Below are 23,329 nucleotides of genomic sequence, written 5' to 3' on the forward strand. Positions count from 1 at the left end.
GAAGGCTGGCATCTTAGGCGTCAGCGCGCAAACGCATGAGACCCCAGCCTGCGCTGGGGTGACGCGGCAAGTGGGGCGCATCACCGCTGCGCCTCCAACTCGCGGCTCAACGTCGCATAAAAGCCGTCGGCAAAGCGGGTCAGGCGCGATTCCATGCGGTTGATGCCGTGACTGAACCGGTTGTAGGCGATGACCGCCGGGATCGCGGCGAACAGGCCGATGGCGGTGGCGAACAAAGCCTCCGCAATGCCCGGCGCGACGACGGCGAGCGAGCTATTCTGTTCCGCTGCAATCGCGGTAAAGGCGCGCATGATGCCCCAGACGGTGCCGAACAGGCCGACGAACGGCGCTACCGATCCGACCGTCGCCAATATGTTGAGCCGGTCGGACAGACGGTCGATTTCCGCCGCGATGGTGCTGGACATGGAAGTCGCGAGCCGGTCGCGCGTGCCGTCGCGGTCGATCACCTTCTGCGCGGTCGATCGCCGCCATTCGGTGACGCCTGCTGCCATCACCTTGGCAGCGGGCTGGTCCGCCTTGCCGCGCGCTTCGTAGAAACGGTCGATATCCTCGGCTTTCCAGAAATCCTGCTCGAAGCTCTTGCTATGCTTGCTGGCGCGGCGGAGCGTGACGGAAAAGCCGATGATGATCGCCCAGGTCCAGATGCTGGCCAGCAACAGGCCCAGCATCACACCCTTCACGACGATGTCGGCCTGAAGGAACAAGGCGAGCGGGGAAATGGTCGCGGCGTCGGCCACCGCGGCGACGTCTGGCAGATTGAGGGTCATGGGTGGAAATCTTCCCCTTGGCAAAGGCGGCTGAAAATGTCGGTCCAGGCTTTGGGTTGCCGTTGTGGGCGACCCTGCGGCGTCAGCCAGGCGACCGATATGGTAGCGTCGGTCAACTGTTCGTCGGCGCGCATGACTGATTGATGAATGGCGCATGTTGCCGCGCCCACCTGCACCACCCGGCTGACGACCATTAGGTCATCGTCGAGGCGGGCGGGGCGGCGGTAGCGGATGTGCAGGTCGGTCACGGCATAGACGCCGGCACCGCTGTCATGCGCGGCGCGCTGGTCGATCCCGGCAGCACGCAGCATGTCGGACCGGGCGCGCTCCATATAGCGCAGATAATTGGCGTGATAGACCAGCCCCGACAGGTCGGTATCCTCAAAATAGATGCGCAGCGGGAAATGATGCACGGCAGCGACAAAGCGTCCGGTCGCCGACATGGGCATCTGGTCTGAAACGGACATGAGCGGCTTTTAACCATGGCGCACCGTTCAGGCAAAGGCGGAAAAGTCGGTTTCTCGCGCAGGAGGCGCATTTTGTCGCCTGTCTATTTTCGCATCAATGCCCCTCTGGTCCCCGGACGGCGCGAAGGCTAGGGAGTTGGCCACGAGTCAGCATGTGGGAGAAGGCCAGGATGACGGATATTCGGACGGTGGGCGTGATCGGCGCGGGGCAGATGGGCGCGGGGATCGCGCAGGTCGCGGCGCAGGCGGGCTATGATGTGATCCTGTCGGACGTCGATCTGCCGCGTGCGCAAAAGGGCCGCGACGGCATCATCCGCTTGCTGGCGCGGGGCGTGGAAAAGGGTAAGATCGCCCAGATCGACGCGGACGAGGCGATTGCGCGGATCACCCCGGTGGGCGAGATCGCGCCGCTGTCCGGTGCGCAGCTGGTGATCGAGGCGGCGACCGAACGGGAGGAGGTCAAGCGCGCGATCTTCGCCAATGTCGGGCCGTTGCTGGCGGCGGACGCGATCCTGGCGACCAACACATCGTCCATTCCCATCACCCGTCTGGCACAGGCTGCGCCCGATGCAGGGCGCTTTGTCGGCGTGCATTTCTTCAACCCCGTGCCGGTGATGGTGCTGGTCGAGGTCATTCGTGGCCTTGCCACCACGCCCGAAACGGTCGCGGCGGTCGAAGGGTTTGCGGGCCGGATCGGCAAGACGGTGGTGCAGGCCTTCGATGCGCCGGGCTTCGTCGTCAACCGCATCCTGCTGCCGATGCTGAACGAGGCGGTGTTCGTGCTGGGCGAAGGCGTGGGCAGCGTGGTCGATATCGACATGGGCTGCAAGCTGGGCCTCAATCACCCCATGGGTCCGTTGACGCTGCTGGATTTTGTCGGGCTGGATACGGCGCTGGAAATCCTCAACGTGTTTCTCAGCACGACGGGTGATCCGAAATACCGCCCCGCGCCGCTGCTGGTCAAATATGTCGAAGCCGGCTGGTATGGTCGCAAGACCGGGCGCGGCTTTTATGATTATTCGGGCGCGGAGCCTGTGCCGACGCGGTGAAGGGGCGGATTGCCCTCCATTTTTCCGTCATCCTGACGAAAGTCAGGATCCATTCGGCGCTCCGTCTGCGTGACGATCCGGCCTAGCGCCGAATGGATCCCAGCCTTCGCTGGGATGACGGCGGTGGGTGGATCGGACCTGCTTACCCCGCGCTCAGCCCATGTTTCTTCATGCAGTGCCTTAGCTGGTCGTAGGTCAGGCCCAGCCCCTTGGCGGTGGCGCGCTGGTTGTAGCGGTGGCGGTCGAGCGCGGCGCGGATGATCGCGGCTTCGTGCGCGTCGACGGCGGCTTTCAGGTCGCTGATGGTTTCGGTGGCGGGCGAGGGAGCAGGGGCGCTTGTGGGCGCGCTATCGGAAGGCGCGGCGGCGCTCGGCATCAGCGGTCTGGGTTTCCAGGGGGAGGCGAAGGGGTCGAAGGTCAGGCGGTCGATCGGCTTGCCCGGCTCGTCCCAGCGATAGACGGCGCGTTCCACCACGTTGCGCAGTTCGCGGACATTGCCGGGCCAGCTATGCGCCTCCAGCTGCGCGGCGCAGACGGCGGAAAAGCCGGGCCATTGCGGCCAGTTGAGTTCGGCCGCCATGCGCCGCCCGAAATGGTCGGCCAGCACCGGAATATCGCCCTCCCGCGCGCGCAAGGGCGGCAGGGTGATGACCTCGAAACTCAGGCGATCGAGCAGGTCGGGGCGGAAGCGTCCGGCTTCGGCGGCGGCGGGCAGATCGTCATTGGTCGCGGCCACGATCCGCACGTCCACACGCAGCGGCTTCGACGCGCCGATGCGGGTGACTTCGCCATATTCGACCACGCGCAGCAGCCGTTCCTGCGCCGCCATCGACAGCGTGCCCAGCTCGTCCAGAAACAATGTGCCGCCGTCTGCCTCCTCGAACCGGCCGGGGCGGGCGCGGTTGGCGCCGGTGAAGGCCCCTTGTTCATGGCCGAACAGTTCGGCCTCTATAAGGGTTTCGGGCAGGGCCGCGCAGTTCATGACGATCAGCGGCTCGCCCCACCGTGGGGAGAGGTGATGGAGCCGCTCGGCGATCAGCTCCTTGCCGGTCCCGCGCTCGCCGATCACCAGCACCGGGCGGTTGAGTTCGGCGGCGCGGCCCGCCAGCTCGACCGCGTCGAGAAAGGCAAAGGACTGGCCGACAAATTGGGTATTTTTCTCCATACCCCAACTTATGGTGAAATTTCCCACCTTTCGGCAAGAGATATTCTGGCACGGGCTTGGGAAAATCCCGCAAAAATGGCGCAAATTGGCGCTTTTTCGAAATTGGCACGGCCCCTGCAAAGCTTAGGACAATCCGCACACACACAAGCGGAACGACACGAAGGCCAAGGTTCAGGGAGTTATCATCATGGAAGAGAACAACAACAGCGTTCGCGAAATCGGCCAGCTGATGTCGGTTGCTTTGGCTGCCCTGCTGTTCGGATCGACCCTGATCCTGTCAGCAGTCGGCCCGGCCCGCGCCAGCGAAGCCCCGATGCTCGCCAGTCAGACGACCCCTGTGGCCCTGCGCTATCTGGCCTGAGGTCGCCGCCCCCAAAGAATAAAATAAGGAGTGAAGTTCAGATGGGTATTTTCTCCCGCACCCGCGACATCATCGCCGCCAATGTCACCGACTTGCTCGACAAGGCCGAAGACCCGGCAAAGATGATCCGCATGATCATCCTCGAAATGGAGGAAACCCTGGTCGAGGTGCGCGCCTCCGCCGCCCGCACCATCGCCGACCAGAAGGAAATGCGCCGTCACATCGCCAAGCTGACCGCCTTGCAGGACAGCTGGACCGAGAAAGCGCAGCTGGCCTTGTCCAAGGACCGCGAGGACCTGGCCAAGGCGGCTCTGGTCGAGCGCCAGAAGGCGACCGACATGGCCGAGCATCTGTCCCACGAGATCGAGACGCTCGACGAAGCGCTCAAAGCGTCGGAAGAGGATATTTCCAAGCTACAGGGCAAGCTGCGCGAAGCCCGCGCCCGCCAGAACAGCCTGGTCACCCGGATGCAGAGTGCAGAAAACCGCCTGCGGGTGCGCGAAGCCTATGCCGGCGAGAAGGTGAACGAGGCGTTTGCGCGCTTCGACATGCTGGAAAGCCGGGTCGATCTGGCCGAAGGTCGCGCCGATGCCATGGCGCTGGGCGGCACGCCCAAGACGCTGGAGGAAGAGATTGCCGAGCTGAAGTCCGCCGACAAGGTGGACGCCGATCTCGCCGCTCTCAAGGCCAGCATGAATAAGGGAGTCTGACGTCATGGAGGACATATTCCTGCCCATCATGATCTGCGGCATGTTGTTCATCGGTATGCCCTGGCTGATCTTCCACTATGTCACCAAGTGGAAGCAGGCGCCCAAAATCACCGACGAGGATGAGAAGCTGCTGGATGAACTCCATCTTCTCGCCCGCCGTCTGGAGGAAAGGCTGGTGACGGTCGAAAGGATCGTCGCCGCCGACAACCCCGATTTCCGCCCGCGCCGCCCGGCACCCGATGCCGACCTGAGCGATGACGATTACAGCTTCGACCGGAGGAACTGAGATGACCGCCCGCCGCACCAAATTCTACCTCAACAAGGCCAATGGCAAATGGTCGGGCGTGTGCGCAGGCATCGCCGACTATAGCGGGATCGACGTCGTCTGGGTCCGTGTCGGCGCAGTGCTGATCACCCTGATGGGGGCCTTCCCCTGGACGCTGATCGCCTATTTCGCCGCCGTCTATTTCGCCGATGACAAGCCCAAGGGGCTCTATTCGGACCGGGATGACGAAAAATTCTGGCAGGGGGTGCGGACCAATCCGACCCGTTCCACCCGCGACGTCCGGTCCAAATTCCGCGACATCGATCGCCGCCTGGCTGACATCGAAATCTATTATACCAGCCGCAACACGCGCCTGGCGGACGAAATCGACAGTCTACGCTGAGCAGGTTTCGGGCTGAGCAGATCCGGGGCAGACTAACAGGGAGTTAAACCCATGAATTTCGGTGGACCTTTCTTCGTCCTGGCCATCATCGCCATGTCGACTTTGGGCTGGATGTTCACCACCTGGGTCCGTGCCCGCCACGGTTACCCGGTGGAAAATGAATGGACCGGCACCGTTGATCGAACGGACGGCGACGCTGGTCGAAAAATCGACCTTCTGTCCGGCGAAAACGAAAAGCTGGTGGGCCGCATCAGCCGCCTGGAGGAGCGCATCGCCGTGCTGGAGAGGATCGCCACCGATCCTGCCGTCCGCACTGCGCGCGCCATAGAGGAACTGCGCTGAGCGCGGTGCAAGGGAGTAGAGATCATGTTTCCATTTGCAGATTTCGCGCCGGTCGTCTTTGCCGTCGGATCGCTGGGGATCATCGGCTGGGTGGTTACCACCTGGCTGCGCGTCAAAAATGGCTATCCGCTGGAAAATAGCTGGGGCAAACCCGTGTATCCGCAGAAGAATGAGGAAATGGTCGAGCGGGTGAAGCTGCTCAGCCAGGAAAATGCCCAGCTGCGCGCCGAGATCGGATCGATGAAGGATCGGCTGGCCGTGGTCGAGCGGATCGTCACCGACGAAAGCCACCAGCTCAATCGCGAGATCGAACGGCTGCGCAGCCCGGCCAACTGAGCGCGCGGCAAAAGGGAGAAAGCATCATGAACCCGTTTGAAATGGTCGTCGCCATCATCGCGATCACCGCCATCGCCAGCGTCCTGCGCGCCAAATATGGTGTCGTGCGCCGCGACAAGGGCGAAGAATTTATCGCGCGCGGTCCCGACCCGGAAGCCGAGCGGCTTCGCGCCGAGGTGAAAGCGCTCAAAGACCGCGTCGCGGTGCTGGAGCGCCTGGCCACCGACGGCAGCAGCGCGCTGGAGCGCGAGTTCGAGAAATTGCGGGACCGCGATTGAACGCGGCCCATTGGGCAGGGAGGCTATCATGCAGGACCCCACTCTCTATCTGACGATCGCGCTGGCCGGGTTGGCTGGGCTCTCCATCGTCACCATGGCCACGTTACGCGGCTGGACCGGCTGGTTGGAGCTGAAGCGCGCGGAACTTGGCCATCGCAGCGAAGCGAGCGCGCCGCCATCGGCCGCCGCGCGGATCGAGGTCGCGGACTTGAAGGAACGCATCCGCAAGCTGGAAGCGATCGCGGCGGGCGTGGATTTGTAAAAGACCAAAAGGCAGGTTTCCCCCCGCGCAAATCCCCCTATATGGGCGGCCATGACCGATCAGAGCGCCCTTGCCGACATTTACGATGAGTATGAATTTCTCGACGCGGACGATCGTTATCGCCTGCTGATCGATCTGGGCCGGGCGCTGGAACCCATGCCCGATGCGCTCAAGACGGATGCGACGCTGGTGCGCGGCTGTTCGGCTGCGGTGTGGGTCTATCCGACGGTGCTGGAAGATGGACGGCTGCATTTCCTGGCCGACAGCAATGCCGCGATCACCAAGGGGATCATCGCGCTGGTGCTGCTGACCGTGCAGGACAAAAGCCCCGCGGCGATCGGCGGCGCGGACATAGAGGCGGCGCTGGCCCCGTTTGATCTCAAAAATCAGCTCAGTTCCAACCGGACCCAGGGCATCCCCAACATGATCGCCCTGATACGCGATACGGCGGCGCGCTACAGCGCCTGAGGGAAACCTGGATCAAGTTGCGGCGTTGAGTTTCCTGACAAGGAGATTCAATCATGCGCCATTTCATCGCCATCGCAGCCATTGGCCTGCTCGCGGCCTGCTCGTCAGGCGACAAGGGGCCGACCCAGCGCGACACGATCGGCCAGACGTGGAAATATGAGGCGGGGTCGGGCGGCAAGCCCAAACTGGCCTATATCGGCAGCGCCAACGCGGTCCAGACGATGACGGCGGCGGATACCTTCGCAGTCCTGCTGGTCCAGCCGATGGACAATGGCGAGAAGAGCGTGACGGTGAAGCTGGTAGGCGCGCCGTTCCAGTGTGACCTGTCCGATTGCGCGGTCACCGCGATTGCCGATGGCGGCAGGCCTTTGCGCTGGAAGGGGCGGATGACCGACGCCAAGGACGGGATCGAGATATTGCCGTCGCAAAACGCCTACGAGGCGATCGCTAAGGCGCAGACGGTCTCGGTCAATCTGGTCACGGGGCCGAAGGATCAGACCGCGCCTTTTGCTTTCAACGTCGCCGGGCTGGATTTGAAGAGCGCTTCATAAATCATCGTCATCCTGACGAACGTCAGGATCCAGGGCCGTGTTGCGCCGCCCTGGATGCCGGATCAGTCCGGCATGACGGTTAGGTTTCACTCCTGCAACGACACGCCGGGGCTGCGTGGGTCGGCGGCACCGATCCAGTGGCCGTCGGGCGCGCGTTCGGCGGCATTGGCTTTGAGGCCGAGGCGCGAGACGACGACCCGATGGCCGAGTTTTTCCAGCGGTGCCTGCATCGCCTCCAGCCCGGTGCCCTGTTCCAGCACCAGCCCGTCGCCGTTGAAGAAGATCAGGCCCATCGCGATCGAATCCTGCGCCGACAGGCCCCAGTCGAAATGAGCGATCAGCGCCTTGGCCACTTGCATGATGATGGTCTTGCCGCCTGCCGCGCCGACGGTGAAGATCGGCATCCCCTTGGCGTCATATACGATGGTTGGGGACATGGAGGATAGCGGCCGCTTGCCCGGTCCCACCGCATTGGCGACCGGCGCGCCATCCTTTTGCGGCGTGAAGCTGAAATCGGTCAGTTCATTGTTCAATATCACGCCATTGGCGATCAGCTGGCTGCCGAAGAAGCTCTCGATGGTGGAAGTCCAGGCGGCGATGTCGCCATTACGGTCGATCGCGACGAAATGGCTGGTGCCGCTTTCGGGTTGCGGCAGAGACGCAGTGCGGGGCTGCGCGCCGGGCGGGGTGCCGGGCTGATAGTCGTTCAGCGCCTTATTGAGGCGGATGCTGGCGGAACGCTGCTTGAGATAGGCGGGGTCGATCAGGCCGCCGACCGGCACGGACACGAAATCTGGATCGCCCAGCCATGTGCCGCGATCGGCATAGGCCAGCTGCATCGCTTCGCCGATCACATGCCAGGATCGCGGATCATCCTTGCCCCAAGCGCTAAGCGGGAAGCGCTCGACCATGCCCAATATCTGCAGCACCGTGACGCCGCCGGCGGACGCCGGACCCATGCCGCACACGGTATAGACGCGATATTTGCCGCACACGGGTTTGCGCGGCTTTGCCTGATAGGCGGCGATGTCGCCTTCCGTCATCGGCACCGGGTTTTTGGGGGCGTTGGTGACCGCCTGCGCCATCAGCCGGGCATTGTCGCCGGTGTAGAAGGCGTCCGGGCCTTCGGCGGCGATGCGTTTGAAGAGGGCCGCAAGCGGCGGGTTTTTCAGCATCGTGCCCATCGGCGCAGGCTTGCCGTCGATCCAGAAATATTTTTGAATTTCGGGAAAGTCGGCCCAGACTCCTGCTACCGCCTTCATCGCCGTGTCGAGCCGCTGGCGCACCTCGAAACCCTCTTCCGCCGCGCGGATCGCGGGCTGGAACAGGTCGGCCCAGGGCAGCTTGCCCCATTTTTTATGCGCGTCCCATGCCATGCGCAAATTGCCCGGCACGCCCACCGAATAGCCGCCCGGCCAGGCGTTTCGGAAGGACAGGGGCTGGCCGTCCGGTCCCATGAAGCGGTCAGGCCGGGCGGCGGCAGGTGCGGTTTCGCGCCCGTCTATCGATTCCAGCACCCCGGTCTGCCCGTCATGGTGCATCAGAAAGCCGCCGCCGCCGATGCCGCTATTATGTGGCTCCACCACGTTCAGCGTCAGCATCATCGCGATGGCGGCGTCGGTGGCGCTGCCGCCTTTGCGCAATATCTCCTGCCCCGCGGCGGCCGCGCGGGGATCGGCGGCGGAAACGGTGGCGTTGGTCGATACCGGTTCGCGCGCCATGGCGGGCAGCGGCAATGTGACGAGGAGGGCGAGAGGGGCCAGCAGGCCGAACGGACGGAAGATCATGCCCGCTACCCTACGCATTGCGTTGCCCGCTGCAACCCTTTGAGGATGCCAGTGGCGCGCTGGCAGATCCTGCATCATGAAATCCCTCCTCCCAGGGCAAAGGAATCGCCTATGACTTTGCGTCATCCCTCCAACGTCATCCTGAATTTATTTCAGGATCCATCGTGCCTCAAAAGCTGTCGCTGGGGACGAGAAATGGATGCTGAAACGAGTTCAGCATGACGAAGTAAAATGAGGTCCGGCTCATATGCGATAAGCCCTGCCTTGCAGGGGAGGATTTTTAGGGGATTCGACATTATCGTCACAAAAAAAGGCCGCGCAGTCACCCCGCGCGGCCTTTCCATTCACTCGGACAGTCGGGCGCTCAGGCCTTCTTGTTCGCCTGATAGCGTTCGATCGCTTCCAGCGTGACGCGCTTGGCGTCCTCGGCCCCGCCCCAGGTGCCGATGCGCACCCATTTGGTCTTTTCCAAGTCCTTGTAATGGGTGAAGAAATGCTCGATCTGCTCCATCACGATGCCGGGCAGGTCATCCTTCTCGCTGATGTCGGCATAATATGGGAAGGTCTTGTTGTCCGGCACGCAGACCAGTTTCTCGTCGCCGCCGGCTTCATCTTCCAGGTTCAGCACCGCGATCGGGCGGGCGCGCACGACCGAGCCGGGGACGAAGGGCGAGCGTGCGATCACCAGCGCGTCGAGCGGATCGCCATCGGGCGACAGCGTGTGCGGCACGAAGCCATAATTGGCCGGGTAGCGCATCGGCGTGTGCAAAATGCGGTCCACGAACAGCGCGCCCGACGCCTTGTCGAACTCATATTTCACCGGCTCGCCGCCGACGGGCACTTCGATGATGACGTTCAGGCTGTTGGGCGGATCGTCGCCAACGGGAATCAGTTCGATGTTCATGAAAACGCCTTTTGCTGCACGATAGATTAGCGGGTGTTTATGTTTTCGGTTGGAGCAACCTGTCGAGGCTGCCCTCACCCTCTCCTGTCTTTTCGAGGCGCGGATAGCGCAGCCCGCCCGAATAATCGAGTGACAAAGTGCGGTAATATTTGTCCTGCTTTAGGATGATCTGGATCGGCGTCTTGGACTTGATCGCCGCTTTCCACACATCGCCGGAAAACTCGTCGCCATTGACCGCCAGGATTTTGGCGCCGATCACCAGCCCCGCCTTGAACGCCGGGCTGTCCCAGATGACGCTGCTGATTTCGCCGTCATTCTTGACGATCAGGCCGATGCCGAAACTCTGATCGACCATCTTGTTGTTGCCCTCGGCCGCCTTGGTAAAGCCGTTGGGGGTGTCGCCATAAACCAGTCTGTATCCGCCCATGGTGAAGCCGCCCTTGGGCGTTTCCCTGGTCGGGCTATCGACATAGGTCTGGAAGAATCCCGCCCAGTCATAGGGCGCGACGCCGTTCAGCGTATTGATGACGTCCTGCCGATTATAGACGAGCTGGCCCCAGTCGCCCGGCTTCACGCCGAAAAAGGCCTTGGCGAAATCGTCCAGCCCCTTGGCACCCTTGGTCTGCTTGCGGATGATCGCATCGGCCTCCAGCCAGATCATCAGCCCTTCATTATAATAATCTTCCGACCGCTGCCAGCTGGCCCAGCCCTTGGGCCGCCGGGCGGAGATGATGGGATCATGCGTCGTATCCTCCATCGGCCGCCATTGCCGACCGACCGCCGTGTCCAGCTTGGCCGCGATCTGCGCATAGGCGTCGAGCGTTTCGGCTTTGGTGAACAGGCCCGATCGCGCGCCCAGCACATAGCCCCAAAATTGCGTCTGCCCTTCATAGACCCACAGCAGATTATCCTGCATCGGCGTGCGGAAATCGGGGGTCCAGAGCAGGTCGGGGCGGCGGAACTTGCCGTCCCAACTATGGGTGAATTCATGGGGCAGCAGGTTGCGGTCCAGCAATGCCTCGCCATCGCTCCATTTCTTGAAATAGCCCGGCTCGACCTGATTTTCCGAACTGCGATGATGTTCCAGGCCAATGCCGCCCATTTCGTCGGTGATCGCCAGCAGGAAATCATAATGGTCGAAATGATAGCTGCCAAACAGCGCGCCCGCCTCGGCGACCAGCTTCTTGTGCTTGGCGATCTGGTCGGGGGTATAGACCAGCTCGTCGGCATCATCGGCGACGATGTTGAGCGTGACATTGCTGCCAAGGTCGACCGCCTTGAAATGCGTCCCCGCAAAGACCGGCGAATCCTGCAAGGCTTCATAATCGATCACGTCATAGGCCACGGTGTCGCCGGTCCGCTTGCCGCGCAGGGCGGTCGCGGCCTGCCAGCCGGCGGGATAGGTGACGGTCGCCTGCACCGGAATCTGCCGGGTATAATAGCCCGCCGGATAGAGGGAGACGCTTTCCCACTGGATATTCTGCATCTTGGGCGTCACCACGACGCGGCCCTGATTGCCGACCGTCGCGGACAGGAACTGGAAGCGGGCGACGACCTGTTTCGTCCCCTGCGGCACGTCGATGACGAAACCGAAGGCGTTGAGTGGATCACGCTTCCAGCTCAGCGGCTTGCCATCGGCAGTGAAGGTCAGGCCGGTCAGCTTTTCCAGCTGGCCGCGCGGGGCGTGGTTGCCCGGCAGCCATTCGGGCATCAGCAGCGTCATCGGCCCGCTGGTTGCAACCGGGATCGTCTCCTTCACCCTGAAGATGCGCTGGACCGTGTCGCTGGCATCGACCTCCAGCTTGATCGTCCCGCCGGGATAGGGAATGTCCTTTGGCACGGGGCTGGCATCGTTGATTGGCAAAGCGGTGGGCTTGGACCGGATCGCGTCCTGCGCGACAAGCGGGCTGGCGATCGCGGTCGACAGGATAAGGGCGGCAGCGAGGCTGCGGATCATGAACGTCTCCGAAAATTTGGGCTGGGCCGGACGGCCCTGATGCCGCCACAATGGCGTCGGCACGCGGCGGCGTCCAGCCCTTGATCCACAGCTGTAAAATCCGCGTTTCCTTGGGGCGCAATTGCGGTTAAAGGCCCGGCATATGGCGAAAATCGAAACTCCGCGTCCGGTTCGTGGCACGCAAGACATGTTGGGCGGCACCCCGGAAGCATTTGCGGAACGGTTCGAGCATGTGGTCGCGACCTTTGATCGGGTGCGCAGGCTCTACGGCTTCCAGCGGGTCGAGGTGCCGGTGTTTGAATCCACCGCTGTATTTGCCCGGTCGCTGGGCGAATCCACCGATGTCGTGTCGAAGGAAATGTACACGTTCGAGGATCGCGGCGGCGATTCCATCACGTTGCGCCCGGAATTTACCGCCGGGATCAGCCGCGCCTATATCACCGAGGGTTGGCAGCAATATGCGCCGCTCAAAGTCGCGACCCATGGGCCTTTGTTCCGCTACGAACGCCCGCAAAAGGGCCGTTTCCGCCAGTTTCACCAACTCGATGCCGAAATCATCGGCGCAGCCGAGCCGGGCGCGGACGTGGAATTGCTGGTGTTCGCGGACCAGTTGCTGAAAGAATTGGGCATCAACGAAGGCGTGACGCTAACGCTCAACACGCTGGGCGACGCGGCCAGTCGCGAGGCATGGCGCGCCGCGCTGATCGCCCATTTCGAGGCGCATCGTGGCGAACTGTCCGAGGACAGCGTCGAGCGGCTGGCCAAGAACCCGCTGCGCATCCTCGACAGCAAAGACCCGCGCGACCGCCCCGTCGCCGACAGCGCGCCCGACATCGACGCCTATCTGACCGACGAGGCGCGCAGCTTTTTCGAGAAGGTGACGAGCGGCCTGGATGCCGCTGGCGTGGCGTGGGAACGCAATGCCCGTCTGGTGCGCGGCCTCGACTATTATCGCCACACCGCCTTCGAGTTCGTCACCGACCGGTTGGGCGCACAAGGCACGGTGCTGGGCGGCGGGCGCTATGACGGGCTGATTGAGAATCTGGGTGGGAAGCCAACGCCTGCTGTTGGTTGGGCTGCGGGCATCGAGCGGTTGGCGATGCTGGTGGACACGCCAGAGCGAGTGCCGTTGCAAATTGGAATAGTTCCTGAAAATCCTGATTCGGAATTTCTGTCCCAAAGCCTCGCCTATCTATTTCGGCAGCATGGGTTGAGTACTTTCACGACGTTCAGTGGTAAGAAAGACAAAAGATACACCCGCTCCTGTGCAGCAGCGGAGTTGGTTGTAAACATAGATGCCTTACACCAAAAACCCGGTACGTTTGCATCCTTGCGTTTCAAGGCTGGCCAGCACCCTCGAACATTCGGTCTCGACAAATCCGTAGAGAATATTTTGAGGGGAAGATTCAAAGTCGATCTTGAGTATGTAGATGATGTACTCCTCAATATAGACTTGCTTGGCGAAGAGAGGCGAGTGCCTCGCTAATGCCAAACCGCACCCATCGCGCCTCCCCACCCCCGTTCACCCGGAGCTTGTCGAAGGGCCGACCTTCTTCTGCGCGCAAGGCAGGACAGGGCTTCGACAGGCTCAGCCCGAACGGATTGAGGGGCGCTCGTTAATGCACATATCCCCCGAACGCATCGCGCAGATTGAGGCGCGCCGGGATGAGGTGCAGGCGTCGATGACGCGCGCCGATCTGCCGCCCGATGCGTTCGTGCGCCTGTCGAAAGAATATGCCGAGATCGAGCCGGTGGCCCGCGCCGCGCATGAAGTGCGGCGTTTGCGGCAGGAACTGGCTGCGCTTGATTATATGACGGGGGGTGCGGATGCCGACCCGCTGATGCGGGAAATGGCGCAGGAGGAGATGCAACTGCTCAAGAGCCAGTTGCCCGCCGCCGAACGGGCGCTGGCGCTGCAATTGCTGCCCCGCGATTCGGCTGATGCGCGCCCGGCCATGCTGGAAATCCGCGCCGGGACTGGCGGGGACGAGGCGGCCCTGTTCGCGGGCGACCTGTTCCGCATGTATCAGCGCTATGCCGATTCGCTGGGCTGGAAAATGGAATTGATGTCGGCCAATGCGTCCGAAGCGGGCGGTTACAAGGAGGTCGTCGCCTCCATCACCGGCACCGGCGTGTTCGCGAAGCTGAAGTTTGAAAGCGGCGTCCACCGCGTCCAGCGCGTCCCGGTCACCGAAAGCGGCGGGCGCATCCATACGTCGGCGGCGACCGTCGCGGTGCTGCCGGAGCCGGAGGAAGTCGACGTCCAGATTGCCGATGGCGACCTCAAGATCGACATCTATCGCGCGTCGGGTGCTGGCGGCCAGCATGTCAACACCACCGATTCGGCGGTTCGCATCACCCATTTGCCCAGCGGGCTGGTGGTGATCCAGCAGGACGAACGGTCCCAGCACAAGAATAAGGCCAAGGCGATGCAGGTGCTGCGCGCCCGCCTCTACGAAGCGGAACGCGAACGCACCCAGAGCGAACAGGCCGGCGCGCGCAAGGCGATGGTGGGATCGGGCGACCGGTCCGAACGCATCCGTACCTATAATTTCCCGCAAGGCCGCGTGACCGACCACCGCATCAACCTGACGCTCCACCGCCTGCCGGAGATTCTCGAAGGGCCGGGCCTGGCCGAAGTGATCGATGCGCTGATCGCGGAGGATGAAGCGGCGCGGCTGGCGCAGCTGGACGGGGTCGGGTGAGTGCCAGCATAGGGGAGGGGGGTATCCCTGACGCCCTGCGCGCGGCATATGTCCAGCTCGGTGTCGCCAGCGATACACCGCGCCTCGACGCGGAATTGTTGATGGCCCATGCGCTGGGTCTTTCCCGCAACGACTTGCTGCTGCGCCAGCGCGACCTCAACGTCCCGCCGGGCTTTGCGGCGCTGCTTGATCGTCGCCTTGCTGGGGAGCCGGTCGCCTATATTATCGGCTATCGCGATTTCTGGACGATCAGCTTGGGCGTAACCCCGGACGTCCTGATCCCCCGCCCGGACAGCGAAACGCTGATCGAGGCGGCGGTTGCGCATTTCACGGCACGCGCGCCGCGATCCATCCTCGACCTTGGCACCGGTTCCGGTGCGCTGCTGCTGGCGGCCTTGAGTGAATGGCCCGACGCTCACGGGCTTGGCATCGACGCTTCGCCCGGCGCGCTGGCGGTGGCGCGGGGCAATGCAGAGCGGCTGGGGCTGGCCGACCGCGCGACCTTTCGGGCCGGTGACTGGGCGCAGGGTGTGGACGGTCCGTTCGACCTGATCCTGATCAACCCGCCCTATATCGCGCGCAGCGTAGCGCTGGCGGGCGATGTTCTGCACGAGCCGGACAGCGCGCTGTTTGCGGGGGCGGAGGGACTGGACGATTATCGCCGGATCGTCCCCGATCTGCCCCGCCTGATCGCGCCCGGCGGCATGGCCGCGATCGAGATCGGCTATGACCAGAAGGATGCCGTTTCGGCGCTGCTGGCGGACGCGGGCCTGCGCGTGCGGGCGTTGCAGGACCTGGCCGGGCATGATCGTTGCCTGGTCGCAACATGGCCGTCCCGCGACGGCACAGCGTAATTAACGCCATGACAAGCGGAAATTGCTTGGTTTCTCCGGCGAAAGCCTCTACATCCAGGGCAGAGATGGCACTATCTCGTGATATGGTCGGTTCAGGCCATTGATAGAAAAGGCCTTTCTCTACGCTCCTGACAGTCATGACGGCGCTGCTGCCCGGCGCCGCTGGCAGCTTGAGGCACTGGCCCTTTGAACCGGCCATGCCCGGCGGAGCCGTATCCGGTCTGATGTGCGGGCCGTGCTTGGGGATGGCGACGGAACAGAGTTTTCAGCCAATATGATGACAGCGAACGCAAGGATCATGTCTTGATCAACAACCGGCAGGCCGGTCGCCGCAATCGCGGCCGGAACAATAATAACAACGGACGTCCCAATAATGGTGGCAATCGGGGCGGGGGCGATACTGGCAACCGCATCGACAACCGCGCCCGTGGCAATGCGACCCAGCTTCTTGAGAAATACAAGAATATGGCGCGCGATGCGCAGATGGCGGGCGACCGGGTGAATGCGGAATATTATCTGCAATTTGCCGACCATTATTTCCGCGTCCTGGCCGACAATCGCGCCCGGCAGGAAGAGCAGCAGGCCAACCAGCCGCAGCGCCACCGCCGCCCTGACGAGAATTTCGACGAGGATGGCGATGATTTCGAGGGCGTCGCCGACGGCGTCGACGAATTCCGCACCGATTCCTCTTCCTATGACCGCACCCCGCGCGAGCAGGCCGACCGCGCCCCGCGCGAGCAGGCCGAACGCGCGCCGCGTGACTATGGTGATCGCGCCCCTCGCGACAATGACCGGGCACCGCGCGACTTTGATCGTGCGCCCCGCGACAATGACCGCGCCCAGCGCGATCAAGGTGATCGCCCGCAGCGCGACTTTGCGCCGCGCGACCAGAATCGCCGTCAGGATGAGTCGCGCGATAATCGGGAAGATCGTGGGCGTGAGGATCGCGGCCCACGCCGTGACCGCCCGCGTCGCGACCGCCCGGTCTTTGCCGAAGCGCAGCCGCAGGTCGAACAGGCCGCGCCTGCGCCTGTCGCAGCGCCGGTCGTAGAAGCCGCCCCCGTCCAGCAGGCACCCGCGCCGCAGATGGAAGAAGCACCCCGTCCACGCCGTGGTCGCCCGCGCAAGGTCGTCGATGTGGCGGCATCCGAAGCGCCTGTCGGTCTGGACATGGCGATCCTGCCGCCCTCGATCGCGCGCGCCGACAATGATAGCGAAGCCGGCGAGGACGCGCCCAAGAAGCGCACCCGCCGCCCGCGCGCGACGACGCAAGCGGCCGAATAAGCCGCCTCGTTATATGAGTTGAAGAAGGGGACGGCGCCCGGCGCGCCGTCCCCTTCTTCATGCCCGCTTCCCAATCGCGGCGGCTTGCGGCACAAGGCGGAGACAATGCTGGGAGAGACCTGCCCGATGACCGCCCTTCGCCTGTTTGCGCCGTTGCTGTGCGCGCTTCCCGTCGCCGTGCTGGCCCAGGGGGCCGCCGATCCGACCGGCGCTTCGGCCCAGGGTGATGTCGCCGTCACCATCTACAATAATGGCCAGTCGCTGGTGCAGGACGAGCGGCAATTGACGATGACGCCGGGGCGCAACCGCATCGAATTTCCTGATGTTTCGGCCCGCATCCGGCCTGAAACCGTCACCCTGTCCGGCCCTGGGATCGCGATCGTCGAACAGAATTTCGATTATGACCTGCTGTCGCCCGACAAGCTGATGGACAAGGCGGTGGGGCAGGAGGTGACGTTGGTGCGCACCAACCCCGCCACCGGCGCGGAAACGCGCGAGCGCGCCAAGATACTCGCAGCCAATGGCGGCATCGTCCTCCAGATCGGCGCGCGGATCGAGGTGTTGCGCGACGATGGCCTGCCGGTGCGGGTGATCTTCGACCGGGTGCCGCCCAATTTGCGGGCCAAGCCGACCCTGTCGGTCACGGTGGATGCGGCACGCGGCGGCGCGGTGCCGACCCGCCTGTCCTACCTCACCCCCAATCTGGGCTGGACCGGCGATTATGTCGCGCTGTTCGACGCGGCGAAGGGCGCGATGGACATGCAGGGCTGGGTGACTCTGACCAACAATAGCGGCACGACCTTCAGCAATGCGCGCACGATCCTGGTTGCGGGCAATCCAGCCAATGGCGGCGGGCGGCGCAACTGGTGGCAATCAGGCAGCGGCGCGATCGATCAGGCGGGGACGGAAAGCGGCCCGCGCGAACGGCTGGGCGACTATTATCTCTATCCGCTTGAGCGCCGCACGACGATCGCCAACGCGCAGCAGAAGCAGGTGAGCTTTCTGGACGTGAAGGGCGCGCCAGCAAGGGCGACCTATGAATATCTCAATCCCTGGATGGGCAGTTCGGCCGAACCGCTCAGCGCATCGAGCGTGCTGAAATTTTCGACATCGAAGCAGGGCGGGTTGGGCGATCAGCTGCCCGCCGGCACCATCCGCGTCTATATGCGGGATGCGCGCGGAGACCCGCAATTCATCGGCGAAAACAGCATCGACCATACGCCTATGGGATCATCGATGGCGCTGCGCACCGGCGAGGCGTTCGACGTCAAGGTCCGGCCGACGGTTGAACAGCGCACGAGAAAGGGTGCGTCGCGCTGGGAAACACGGATGCGCTACACGCTGATCAACGCCCGGCCCGAAGCCATCACGGTCGATCTGGCGCAGGACGGCCTGTGGGGCGATACGCGCGTCACCGCCCAGAGCGTGGAGGGACGGCGCGTGTCGGCCGACCGGATGGAATGGAGCGTGCCGGTCCCGGCTAATGGCGCGGTCGATCTGACCGTCACCTTCGATTCGCGCTACTGAAGCGGGTCGCGATGCGGCTTTTGCGATATTGGATACTTGTTCCCGCGCAGGCGGGAATCCAGTCCCGACGTTTCAACTGGATTCCCGCCTTCGCGGGAACACGATGGCTTTTGGCGCTGCTTCTTTATGCCATCGCTCCATCGGTGTGGGCCGATACCGTCATCTCCACCCAGATTAATGCGGTGTCGGTCACCGTCTATCGCGCGCCGGACCGCGCGGCTGGCGCGATCGACCGCAACTGGCCGGGCGGCTATGCGCTGGTCACCGAAACCCGCTCGGTCGATCTGCCGCAGGGCGAGTCGGTCGTCCGTTTTGAAGGTGTGGCCGAAGGGTTGATGCCCGAAACCGCCATTCTCTCCGGTATGCCGCGCGGCGTGCGGGAGAAAAATCGCGATGCCCGGCTGCTGTCGCCCGCCGGGCTGGTGGACGCCTATCTCAAGCGCCGCGTCACCCTGCACCGCACCGATCGCAAGACCGGCAAAGTGACCGAGCAGGATGCCATCTTGAGCGCCGGGCCGACCGGCGGCGTCATCGTCCAGACCACGCAGGGCTATGAGGCGCTGGGATGCAGTGGCCTGCCCGAACGGATGCTCTACGCAGAGGCACCCAAGGACCTATCGCCGCGGCCGACCCTGTCGGTCATCGCCACCAGCGACCGGCCGACCCGCGCGACGCTGCAACTCACCTATCTGGCCGAAGGGTTCGACTGGTCCGCTTCCTATGTCGCGGACATGAAGGGCGAGACGCTCGACCTGATGGCTTGGCTGACCGTCGCCAATGGCGGCGTTACCGGCTTTGCCGACGCTCAGCTCAACGTCATCGCCGGGCAGCCTAATCGTCAGCCGCGCAGGGCGCAGGCACGGCCAACCGGCGGCCCGTTGCGTTTGCAATGCTGGCCGATGGATACGACCAGCACCCATCCGCGCTGGGATTTGTTTCCGGTGGACATGCCCCAGGCGGCGATGATGGACGGCGCGCAGGAGATCATGGTGACGGCGCAGCGCCGTATCGAACGGGCAATGATGGCACCGCCTCCCCCACCACCGCCGCCGCCCGCCCCTGTCGTGGCGGAACAGGAGGATCTGGGCGACCTTAAATTCTATCGCGTGCCTGTGGCCGTGACGGTCGCCGCCAACAGCCAGAAGCAGGTCGCGCTGCTGCGCCAGCCGGACGTAAAGGTCGAGCGCCTCTATGCCGCAACGATCGGCGGGTTCGGCGCGGACGAATCCCGACCGATGACGCTGCGGCTGCGGCTACAGAATCGGAAAGGTGACGGCCTTGGCTTGCCCATGCCATCGGGCCGGGTCGCGGTGTTCGAGCAGATGGATGATCTGCGCTTGCTGGCGGGGGAAGCCGACATAAGCGACAAGGCGGAAGGGGAACGGATCGACTATGATCTGGCCGAGAGTGCGGACGTCCGTATCGCGGTGCGGCAGGTGCAGGCGTCGCGTAAAAGCCGCAGCTGGACGATCGCGCTCAGCAATGCCCGGCCCTTTGCCGTCATCGCCGAAATCACCATCCCCCATGAAGTCACGCCCCGCCCCACGGACATGGAACGGCGCGGCAATGCATGGATTTGGCGGGCGACGGTCCCCGCCAATGGCAAGGCGGAATTGACTTACAGCCAGCGCCTGCCGCGCTGATATTCAGGCGTCGGGCAGCAGCCGGGGTCGGTGATTCTCGTCGAGCGCGACGAAGGTGAAAACGCCGCTCGTCAGATCCACCGTCTCTGCCCCGCCGCCGCGCGTCGCCACCACGTCGATCCGTATCGCGACCGACGTGCGGCCGCGCCGTTCGGCATGGGCATAGACCGAAACGAGATCGCCCAGCAGGATGGGCGAGATGAATTTCATGCTCTCGATCGCGACGGTCGCCACCGCGCCCTTCGCTATTCGCCCGGCAACGATGCCACCGGCAATATCCATCTGGCTCAGCACCCAGCCGCCGAAAATATGGCCATTGCTGTTGATGTCGGCCGGGCGCGGCACCACGCGCAGGATCACCTCGCCACGCATGTCACTCATTCTCAATCACCTCATCCTTTATCCGGTCGATCACCTGTTCGTCATGCCCGGTGCCGCTGGACAGGAAAACCAGCGCCATCAGACCGGTTCCCAGCATGAAGGTCAACCACACGCCCAAAATCGTGGCGATCACCATATGGATCGGCATTGGCCCGGACCACAGCCGTAGGAAGATGAGCGACGCGATCACGCACAGGGCGCCACCCGCTGCCATCCAGAACATGATGCGGCGAAACCGCGCCCAGGCGGTGGCGGCAATTTCCGGGTCATCGAGCGCTTGTTTGCGTGTCATCCCTTTTCTTTGGGCCACGAAAATGTGATCATCAAGCATCGAGACATAATGTCCAAGGAAGGAGAGCGGTCATGACCATCGCGGCAATATTGCAGGGCAAGGGGCGCGACGTCATCCAGGTGCGATCGACCGACAGCGTGTTGTCCGTGGTGACGCTGCTGGCGGAGCGGCGGATCGGTTGCGTGCCGGTGGTGGATGATGGGCAGGTGGTCGGGATATTTTCCGAACGCGACCTCGTCTATCGCGTCGCGACCGAGGGCGCAGCGGCGCTGGAGCGTCCCGTTTCCGACGTGATGACGGCCCCGGCCATTACGATTGACGATCAGACGCCGGTGATGTCGGGCCTGTCGTTGATGACAAAGCGGCGCATCCGTCATCTGCCCGTGGTGGTCGATGGCGAACTGATCGGGCTGATCTCGATCGGCGATCTGGTCAAATTCCGCATCGACCGCATCGAATCTGAGGCGGCCGCGCTGCGCGACTATATCCAGACTGCTTGAGGATATGCGCCTTTGGTGCGGTAACGGAAATGCGCTCTTTCGCGCATTTCGAAACAAACTCTCAGGCAGGAGCCTGAACCGGCGGCGCGCGGCGAATCACCAGAGCGACCAGCTCCATCAACGTGCCGCGCGCGCACAACATCAGCGCGGCGAGGAAGGCGATGCCGCCCGCCGGAACCAGCACGGCCAGCCGGATCGGTGCGGCCAGCGGCGGCAAAATCCGGTCCACCGCTAACACCACGCCCGCCATCAGGATGGCACAGCCCAGCCCCGGCGCAGCGGCACGCGCCAGGTCGATCAGGCGCAATCCCATCGGCGCGCCTGCCAGCCGCGCGGTCACGATCGTCAGGATCGGAAAGGCGCCGAGCCAGGCCCAGGCCAGGCCGATCGCGCCGAAGGTGATGCCGATGAGGAACGCGACCGGCATCAGCACCGCGCCGACGCCAGCGATTCGCGCGGTCGTGCCGGGACGGCCGAGCGCATTGCTGACCGGCGCAAACATCACCTGTAACGTCATGAACGGCATGGCCAGCGCCAACACCGCAACGAAGGGGGCCATTTCCAGCCATTTCGCCCCGAACAATGTTTCGACCAGCGGCTCGGCGGTCACCGCCATGCCCAGATAGACAGGGCAGGAGATGAGCAGCAGCAACCGCACCGCCTTGCAAAAGGACCAGGCGACCCGCGATGGGTCTTTCTGCATCCGGGCATAAGCGGGAAAGGCGACATCGTTGAGCGGCGGGATGAATTTGCTGACGAAAATCTGGGTCAGGAACAGCGCTTCGGCATAGAGGCCCAGCTGATGCGGCTCCAGCACGCGCCCGCCGATGAAGATATCGGCCTGGCTCTGGACGATCCAGAACAACTGCCCGCCCAGCAGCGACGCGCCATAGGCGACCATCGCGCCGGTGCCGCGAAAGTCGAAGGTGGGAATGGGGCGGAACCCCGTCGCCAGCACATAGCCCAGACCCTTGACCCAGAAGCCGGCAATAGGCGCGAACACCAATGTCCACACGCCCCAGCCCGACAAGGCGCCCACCAGCGCCACGGCGGCGGAGGCAAATGCAGCGATCAGATTGACCAAGGCAGGCCGCTTGAAATCGAGCGCCCTGCCCATGATGGCTTCGGGAATCGAGATGAAGGGAGTGGAGAGGTAAAGCAGCGCCTGCACCCGCAGCAGGTCGGCGACCATTGGCTGGTCATAATAGTCCGCTGCGATCGGCGCGATTCCCAGCTGGAGCAGCGCCAGCGCGCCATTCAGCAGCAGCATGATAGTGAAGGCCTGCCGCAACCGGTGCGAATCGAGCTTGTCCGACTGCACCAATGCGCTGACCAGCCCATAGCCATTGAGGAAGGTCGCGAAATTCAGGATCACCTGGGTCATCGCGAACAGGCCGTAATCGGCTGGATCGAGCAGGCGAATGACCGCCAGCGTCACCACCCAGCTCATCATCTGCGAGATAATCTGGCTACCCGAACGCCAGAAAATCGCACTCCTGATGCGTGCGCCGAAACCCGCGTCGTCCGCGTCGGCATCCTGCAAACTCATACTCTTAATCACCCTTGGCCATGATGGCCGTCTGCCCCGTCTAGACCCCAAACGCCAAAAATTTCTGAAACAAAATTGCAAAAAGCATTTGACGGGTCGGGATGTCGGGCCTAGAGGGCTGTTCACCGGACGGGGCGCTGCCTAGAGGAAGCGTTCGGTACGGTCGCCACTATGGTTGGACGCCATTCCCTCGGCACTTAGGTATCGGGGCGGGATGGTTGTCCGGTTTTTAGTTTGGTTTGGGTTCTTTGACATTGTTAGTTTGATGAAGGGACATGTGGGCGGCGGCTCCGGTCTGCGGCGGCTTTCAGGCGTCGTGTGATCGGTTAAATTTAGGCCGTTCCTATATGTCTCAATATATATCCACTAGAATGTATATTGTGCAGGAATGGCTCCTGGAAATGAGCGGTTTCTGTTGGGCTTATTCCGCCTGGCAGGGACTGGACATCAAACTTGAGAGTTTGATCCTGGCTCAGAACGAACGCTGGCGGCATGCCTAAT

At 63.4% G+C, this 23,329-nt stretch carries 27 protein-coding genes; 18 read left to right on the top strand and 9 right to left on the bottom strand.

What is annotated here, in order from left to right; genetic code table 11:
• Window positions 1-80 precede the first annotated feature (80 nt).
• Both tolQ and KRZ98_RS04885 read right to left on the bottom strand, forming a co-directional pair.
• On the bottom strand, window positions 81-788 hold the full coding sequence (gene tolQ, locus KRZ98_RS04880) for a protein TolQ (protein WP_217672539.1): 708 nt from the start codon (window positions 786-788) through the stop codon (window positions 81-83).
• Window positions 785-1,255, bottom strand: coding sequence for a YbgC/FadM family acyl-CoA thioesterase (locus KRZ98_RS04885; RefSeq protein ID WP_217672540.1), 471 nt, complete (start codon window positions 1,253-1,255; stop codon window positions 785-787). Before KRZ98_RS04885 ends, tolQ begins: the two co-directional genes overlap by 4 nt.
• Before the next feature lie 170 nt (window positions 1,256-1,425).
• On the opposite strand from KRZ98_RS04885, the gene KRZ98_RS04890 reads away from it, so the two are divergent.
• Window positions 1,426-2,304, top strand: coding sequence for a 3-hydroxyacyl-CoA dehydrogenase NAD-binding domain-containing protein (locus tag KRZ98_RS04890; protein WP_217672541.1), 879 nt, complete (start codon window positions 1,426-1,428; stop codon window positions 2,302-2,304).
• A gap of 142 nt (window positions 2,305-2,446) precedes the next feature.
• Here the strand turns inward: KRZ98_RS04890 and pspF are convergent, their stop codons facing one another.
• Window positions 2,447-3,469, bottom strand: coding sequence for a phage shock protein operon transcriptional activator (gene pspF / locus KRZ98_RS04895; RefSeq protein ID WP_217672542.1), 1,023 nt, complete (start codon window positions 3,467-3,469; stop codon window positions 2,447-2,449).
• A 187-nt stretch (window positions 3,470-3,656) separates the two neighbouring features.
• Here pspF and KRZ98_RS04900 point away from each other — a divergent pair, with 187 nt between their 5' ends.
• Genes KRZ98_RS04900 through KRZ98_RS04945 form a run of 10 tightly spaced genes read left to right on the top strand, consistent with a single transcriptional unit; the run spans window position 3,657 to window position 7,445 of the window.
• Entirely contained in the window at window positions 3,657-3,830 is a 174-nt protein-coding gene (locus tag KRZ98_RS04900; RefSeq protein WP_217672543.1) for a hypothetical protein, read from the top strand.
• A gap of 41 nt (window positions 3,831-3,871) precedes the next feature.
• The gene (pspA, locus tag KRZ98_RS04905; RefSeq protein ID WP_217672544.1) at window positions 3,872-4,540 is read left to right on the top strand and encodes a phage shock protein PspA; all 669 of its coding nucleotides are present in this window, start codon (window positions 3,872-3,874) and stop codon (window positions 4,538-4,540) included.
• 4 nt (window positions 4,541-4,544) lie between these two features.
• Window positions 4,545-4,826: an envelope stress response membrane protein PspB gene (gene pspB / locus KRZ98_RS04910; protein WP_006953511.1), complete on the top strand. Its 282-nt coding sequence runs from the start codon at window positions 4,545-4,547 to the stop codon at window positions 4,824-4,826.
• Between the two features lies 1 nt (window position 4,827).
• On the top strand, window positions 4,828-5,208 hold the full coding sequence (pspC, locus tag KRZ98_RS04915; RefSeq protein ID WP_006953513.1) for an envelope stress response membrane protein PspC: 381 nt from the start codon (window positions 4,828-4,830) through the stop codon (window positions 5,206-5,208).
• A 51-nt stretch (window positions 5,209-5,259) separates the two neighbouring features.
• Complete coding sequence (locus KRZ98_RS04920) at window positions 5,260-5,550, top strand: hypothetical protein (protein WP_119743698.1); 291 nt, start codon at window positions 5,260-5,262, stop codon at window positions 5,548-5,550.
• A 24-nt stretch (window positions 5,551-5,574) separates the two neighbouring features.
• Window positions 5,575-5,886: a hypothetical protein gene (locus KRZ98_RS04925; RefSeq protein WP_119743755.1), complete on the top strand. Its 312-nt coding sequence runs from the start codon at window positions 5,575-5,577 to the stop codon at window positions 5,884-5,886.
• A 26-nt stretch (window positions 5,887-5,912) separates the two neighbouring features.
• Entirely contained in the window at window positions 5,913-6,164 is a 252-nt protein-coding gene (locus KRZ98_RS04930; RefSeq protein ID WP_217672545.1) for a hypothetical protein, read from the top strand.
• Window positions 6,165-6,192: 28 nt separating this feature from the next.
• Entirely contained in the window at window positions 6,193-6,426 is a 234-nt protein-coding gene (locus tag KRZ98_RS04935) for a hypothetical protein (protein ID WP_217672546.1), read from the top strand.
• 51 nt (window positions 6,427-6,477) lie between these two features.
• The gene (locus tag KRZ98_RS04940; RefSeq protein WP_217672547.1) at window positions 6,478-6,894 is read left to right on the top strand and encodes a SufE family protein; all 417 of its coding nucleotides are present in this window, start codon (window positions 6,478-6,480) and stop codon (window positions 6,892-6,894) included.
• Window positions 6,895-6,947: 53 nt separating this feature from the next.
• On the top strand, window positions 6,948-7,445 hold the full coding sequence (locus KRZ98_RS04945; RefSeq protein ID WP_217672548.1) for a hypothetical protein: 498 nt from the start codon (window positions 6,948-6,950) through the stop codon (window positions 7,443-7,445).
• An 86-nt stretch (window positions 7,446-7,531) separates the two neighbouring features.
• Here KRZ98_RS04945 and ggt read toward each other — a convergent pair whose 3' ends face one another.
• From ggt to KRZ98_RS04960, 3 genes are all read right to left on the bottom strand, one after another.
• Window positions 7,532-9,232, bottom strand: a complete 1,701-nt coding sequence (gene ggt, locus KRZ98_RS04950) for a gamma-glutamyltransferase (RefSeq protein ID WP_217672573.1) — start codon at window positions 9,230-9,232, stop codon at window positions 7,532-7,534.
• 364 nt (window positions 9,233-9,596) lie between these two features.
• On the bottom strand, window positions 9,597-10,136 hold the full coding sequence (gene ppa, locus KRZ98_RS04955) for an inorganic diphosphatase (protein ID WP_119743706.1): 540 nt from the start codon (window positions 10,134-10,136) through the stop codon (window positions 9,597-9,599).
• Window positions 10,137-10,173: 37 nt separating this feature from the next.
• Window positions 10,174-12,093, bottom strand: a complete 1,920-nt coding sequence (locus KRZ98_RS04960) for a M61 family metallopeptidase (RefSeq protein ID WP_217672549.1) — start codon at window positions 12,091-12,093, stop codon at window positions 10,174-10,176.
• Between the two features lie 142 nt (window positions 12,094-12,235).
• Here KRZ98_RS04960 and hisS point away from each other — a divergent pair, with 142 nt between their 5' ends.
• The 6 genes from hisS to KRZ98_RS04990 all read left to right on the top strand — a co-directional run bounded on the left by hisS (window position 12,236) and on the right by KRZ98_RS04990 (window position 20,106).
• Entirely contained in the window at window positions 12,236-13,579 is a 1,344-nt protein-coding gene (hisS, locus tag KRZ98_RS04965) for a histidine--tRNA ligase (RefSeq protein ID WP_254798105.1), read from the top strand.
• 133 nt (window positions 13,580-13,712) lie between these two features.
• Window positions 13,713-14,798 carry a peptide chain release factor 1 gene (gene prfA, locus KRZ98_RS04970; protein WP_217672550.1) on the top strand — a complete coding sequence of 362 codons (1,086 nt, stop codon included), beginning with the start codon at window positions 13,713-13,715 and terminating at the stop codon, window positions 14,796-14,798.
• 23 nt (window positions 14,799-14,821) lie between these two features.
• The gene (gene prmC, locus KRZ98_RS04975) at window positions 14,822-15,652 is read left to right on the top strand and encodes a peptide chain release factor N(5)-glutamine methyltransferase (RefSeq protein WP_217672574.1); all 831 of its coding nucleotides are present in this window, start codon (window positions 14,822-14,824) and stop codon (window positions 15,650-15,652) included.
• Between the two features lie 303 nt (window positions 15,653-15,955).
• The gene (locus KRZ98_RS04980) at window positions 15,956-16,936 is read left to right on the top strand and encodes a DUF4167 domain-containing protein (protein WP_217672551.1); all 981 of its coding nucleotides are present in this window, start codon (window positions 15,956-15,958) and stop codon (window positions 16,934-16,936) included.
• 126 nt (window positions 16,937-17,062) lie between these two features.
• Complete coding sequence (locus tag KRZ98_RS04985) at window positions 17,063-18,463, top strand: DUF4139 domain-containing protein (protein ID WP_217672552.1); 1,401 nt, start codon at window positions 17,063-17,065, stop codon at window positions 18,461-18,463.
• 143 nt (window positions 18,464-18,606) lie between these two features.
• Window positions 18,607-20,106, top strand: a complete 1,500-nt coding sequence (locus KRZ98_RS04990; RefSeq protein ID WP_217672575.1) for a hypothetical protein — start codon at window positions 18,607-18,609, stop codon at window positions 20,104-20,106.
• 3 nt (window positions 20,107-20,109) lie between these two features.
• Here the strand turns inward: KRZ98_RS04990 and KRZ98_RS04995 are convergent, their stop codons facing one another.
• Window positions 20,110-20,487 carry an acyl-CoA thioesterase gene (locus tag KRZ98_RS04995; RefSeq protein ID WP_217672553.1) on the bottom strand — a complete coding sequence of 126 codons (378 nt, stop codon included), beginning with the start codon at window positions 20,485-20,487 and terminating at the stop codon, window positions 20,110-20,112.
• Complete coding sequence (locus tag KRZ98_RS05000; RefSeq protein ID WP_217672554.1) at window positions 20,480-20,779, bottom strand: hypothetical protein; 300 nt, start codon at window positions 20,777-20,779, stop codon at window positions 20,480-20,482. The genes KRZ98_RS04995 and KRZ98_RS05000 overlap by 8 nt, the downstream gene beginning before the upstream one ends.
• Window positions 20,780-20,850: 71 nt before the next feature.
• On the opposite strand from KRZ98_RS05000, the gene KRZ98_RS05005 reads away from it, so the two are divergent.
• Window positions 20,851-21,279 (top strand): CBS domain-containing protein, encoded by a 429-nt coding sequence (locus KRZ98_RS05005; protein WP_217672555.1) that lies wholly within the window; start codon window positions 20,851-20,853, stop codon window positions 21,277-21,279.
• Window positions 21,280-21,340: 61 nt separating this feature from the next.
• Here the strand turns inward: KRZ98_RS05005 and KRZ98_RS05010 are convergent, their stop codons facing one another.
• Complete coding sequence (locus KRZ98_RS05010; RefSeq protein ID WP_217672556.1) at window positions 21,341-22,828, bottom strand: lipopolysaccharide biosynthesis protein; 1,488 nt, start codon at window positions 22,826-22,828, stop codon at window positions 21,341-21,343.
• Window positions 22,829-23,329: the final 501 nt, after the last annotated feature.

Source organism: Sphingobium sp. AS12, assembly GCF_019097845.1.
Classification (GTDB): Bacteria; Pseudomonadota; Alphaproteobacteria; order Sphingomonadales; family Sphingomonadaceae; genus Sphingobium.

Excerpts from the sequence above, each read along its gene's own strand:
- tolQ (WP_217672539.1), bottom strand. The coding sequence starts at position 788 with ATGACCCTCAATCTGCCAGACGTCGCCGCGGTGGCCGACGCCGCGACC.
- hisS (WP_254798105.1), top strand. The coding sequence starts at position 12,236 with ATGGCGAAAATCGAAACTCCGCGTCCGGTTCGTGGCACGCAAGACATG.
- KRZ98_RS04995 (WP_217672553.1), bottom strand. The coding sequence starts at position 20,487 with ATGAGTGACATGCGTGGCGAGGTGATCCTGCGCGTGGTGCCGCGCCCG.
- KRZ98_RS04985 (WP_217672552.1), top strand. The coding sequence starts at position 17,063 with ATGACCGCCCTTCGCCTGTTTGCGCCGTTGCTGTGCGCGCTTCCCGTC.
- pspA (WP_217672544.1), top strand. The coding sequence starts at position 3,872 with ATGGGTATTTTCTCCCGCACCCGCGACATCATCGCCGCCAATGTCACC.
- KRZ98_RS04930 (WP_217672545.1), top strand. The coding sequence starts at position 5,913 with ATGAACCCGTTTGAAATGGTCGTCGCCATCATCGCGATCACCGCCATC.
- KRZ98_RS04900 (WP_217672543.1), top strand. The coding sequence starts at position 3,657 with ATGGAAGAGAACAACAACAGCGTTCGCGAAATCGGCCAGCTGATGTCG.
- pspF (WP_217672542.1), bottom strand. The coding sequence starts at position 3,469 with ATGGAGAAAAATACCCAATTTGTCGGCCAGTCCTTTGCCTTTCTCGAC.
- KRZ98_RS05000 (WP_217672554.1), bottom strand. The coding sequence starts at position 20,779 with ATGACACGCAAACAAGCGCTCGATGACCCGGAAATTGCCGCCACCGCC.
- KRZ98_RS04935 (WP_217672546.1), top strand. The coding sequence starts at position 6,193 with ATGCAGGACCCCACTCTCTATCTGACGATCGCGCTGGCCGGGTTGGCT.
- pspC (WP_006953513.1), top strand. The coding sequence starts at position 4,828 with ATGACCGCCCGCCGCACCAAATTCTACCTCAACAAGGCCAATGGCAAA.
- prfA (WP_217672550.1), top strand. The coding sequence starts at position 13,713 with ATGCACATATCCCCCGAACGCATCGCGCAGATTGAGGCGCGCCGGGAT.
- KRZ98_RS04940 (WP_217672547.1), top strand. The coding sequence starts at position 6,478 with ATGACCGATCAGAGCGCCCTTGCCGACATTTACGATGAGTATGAATTT.
- KRZ98_RS04920 (WP_119743698.1), top strand. The coding sequence starts at position 5,260 with ATGAATTTCGGTGGACCTTTCTTCGTCCTGGCCATCATCGCCATGTCG.
- KRZ98_RS04945 (WP_217672548.1), top strand. The coding sequence starts at position 6,948 with ATGCGCCATTTCATCGCCATCGCAGCCATTGGCCTGCTCGCGGCCTGC.
- KRZ98_RS04925 (WP_119743755.1), top strand. The coding sequence starts at position 5,575 with ATGTTTCCATTTGCAGATTTCGCGCCGGTCGTCTTTGCCGTCGGATCG.
- KRZ98_RS05010 (WP_217672556.1), bottom strand. The coding sequence starts at position 22,828 with ATGAGTTTGCAGGATGCCGACGCGGACGACGCGGGTTTCGGCGCACGC.
- KRZ98_RS04890 (WP_217672541.1), top strand. The coding sequence starts at position 1,426 with ATGACGGATATTCGGACGGTGGGCGTGATCGGCGCGGGGCAGATGGGC.
- pspB (WP_006953511.1), top strand. The coding sequence starts at position 4,545 with ATGGAGGACATATTCCTGCCCATCATGATCTGCGGCATGTTGTTCATC.
- KRZ98_RS04885 (WP_217672540.1), bottom strand. The coding sequence starts at position 1,255 with ATGTCCGTTTCAGACCAGATGCCCATGTCGGCGACCGGACGCTTTGTC.
- ggt (WP_217672573.1), bottom strand. The coding sequence starts at position 9,232 with ATGATCTTCCGTCCGTTCGGCCTGCTGGCCCCTCTCGCCCTCCTCGTC.
- KRZ98_RS04960 (WP_217672549.1), bottom strand. The coding sequence starts at position 12,093 with ATGATCCGCAGCCTCGCTGCCGCCCTTATCCTGTCGACCGCGATCGCC.
- KRZ98_RS05005 (WP_217672555.1), top strand. The coding sequence starts at position 20,851 with ATGACCATCGCGGCAATATTGCAGGGCAAGGGGCGCGACGTCATCCAG.
- ppa (WP_119743706.1), bottom strand. The coding sequence starts at position 10,136 with ATGAACATCGAACTGATTCCCGTTGGCGACGATCCGCCCAACAGCCTG.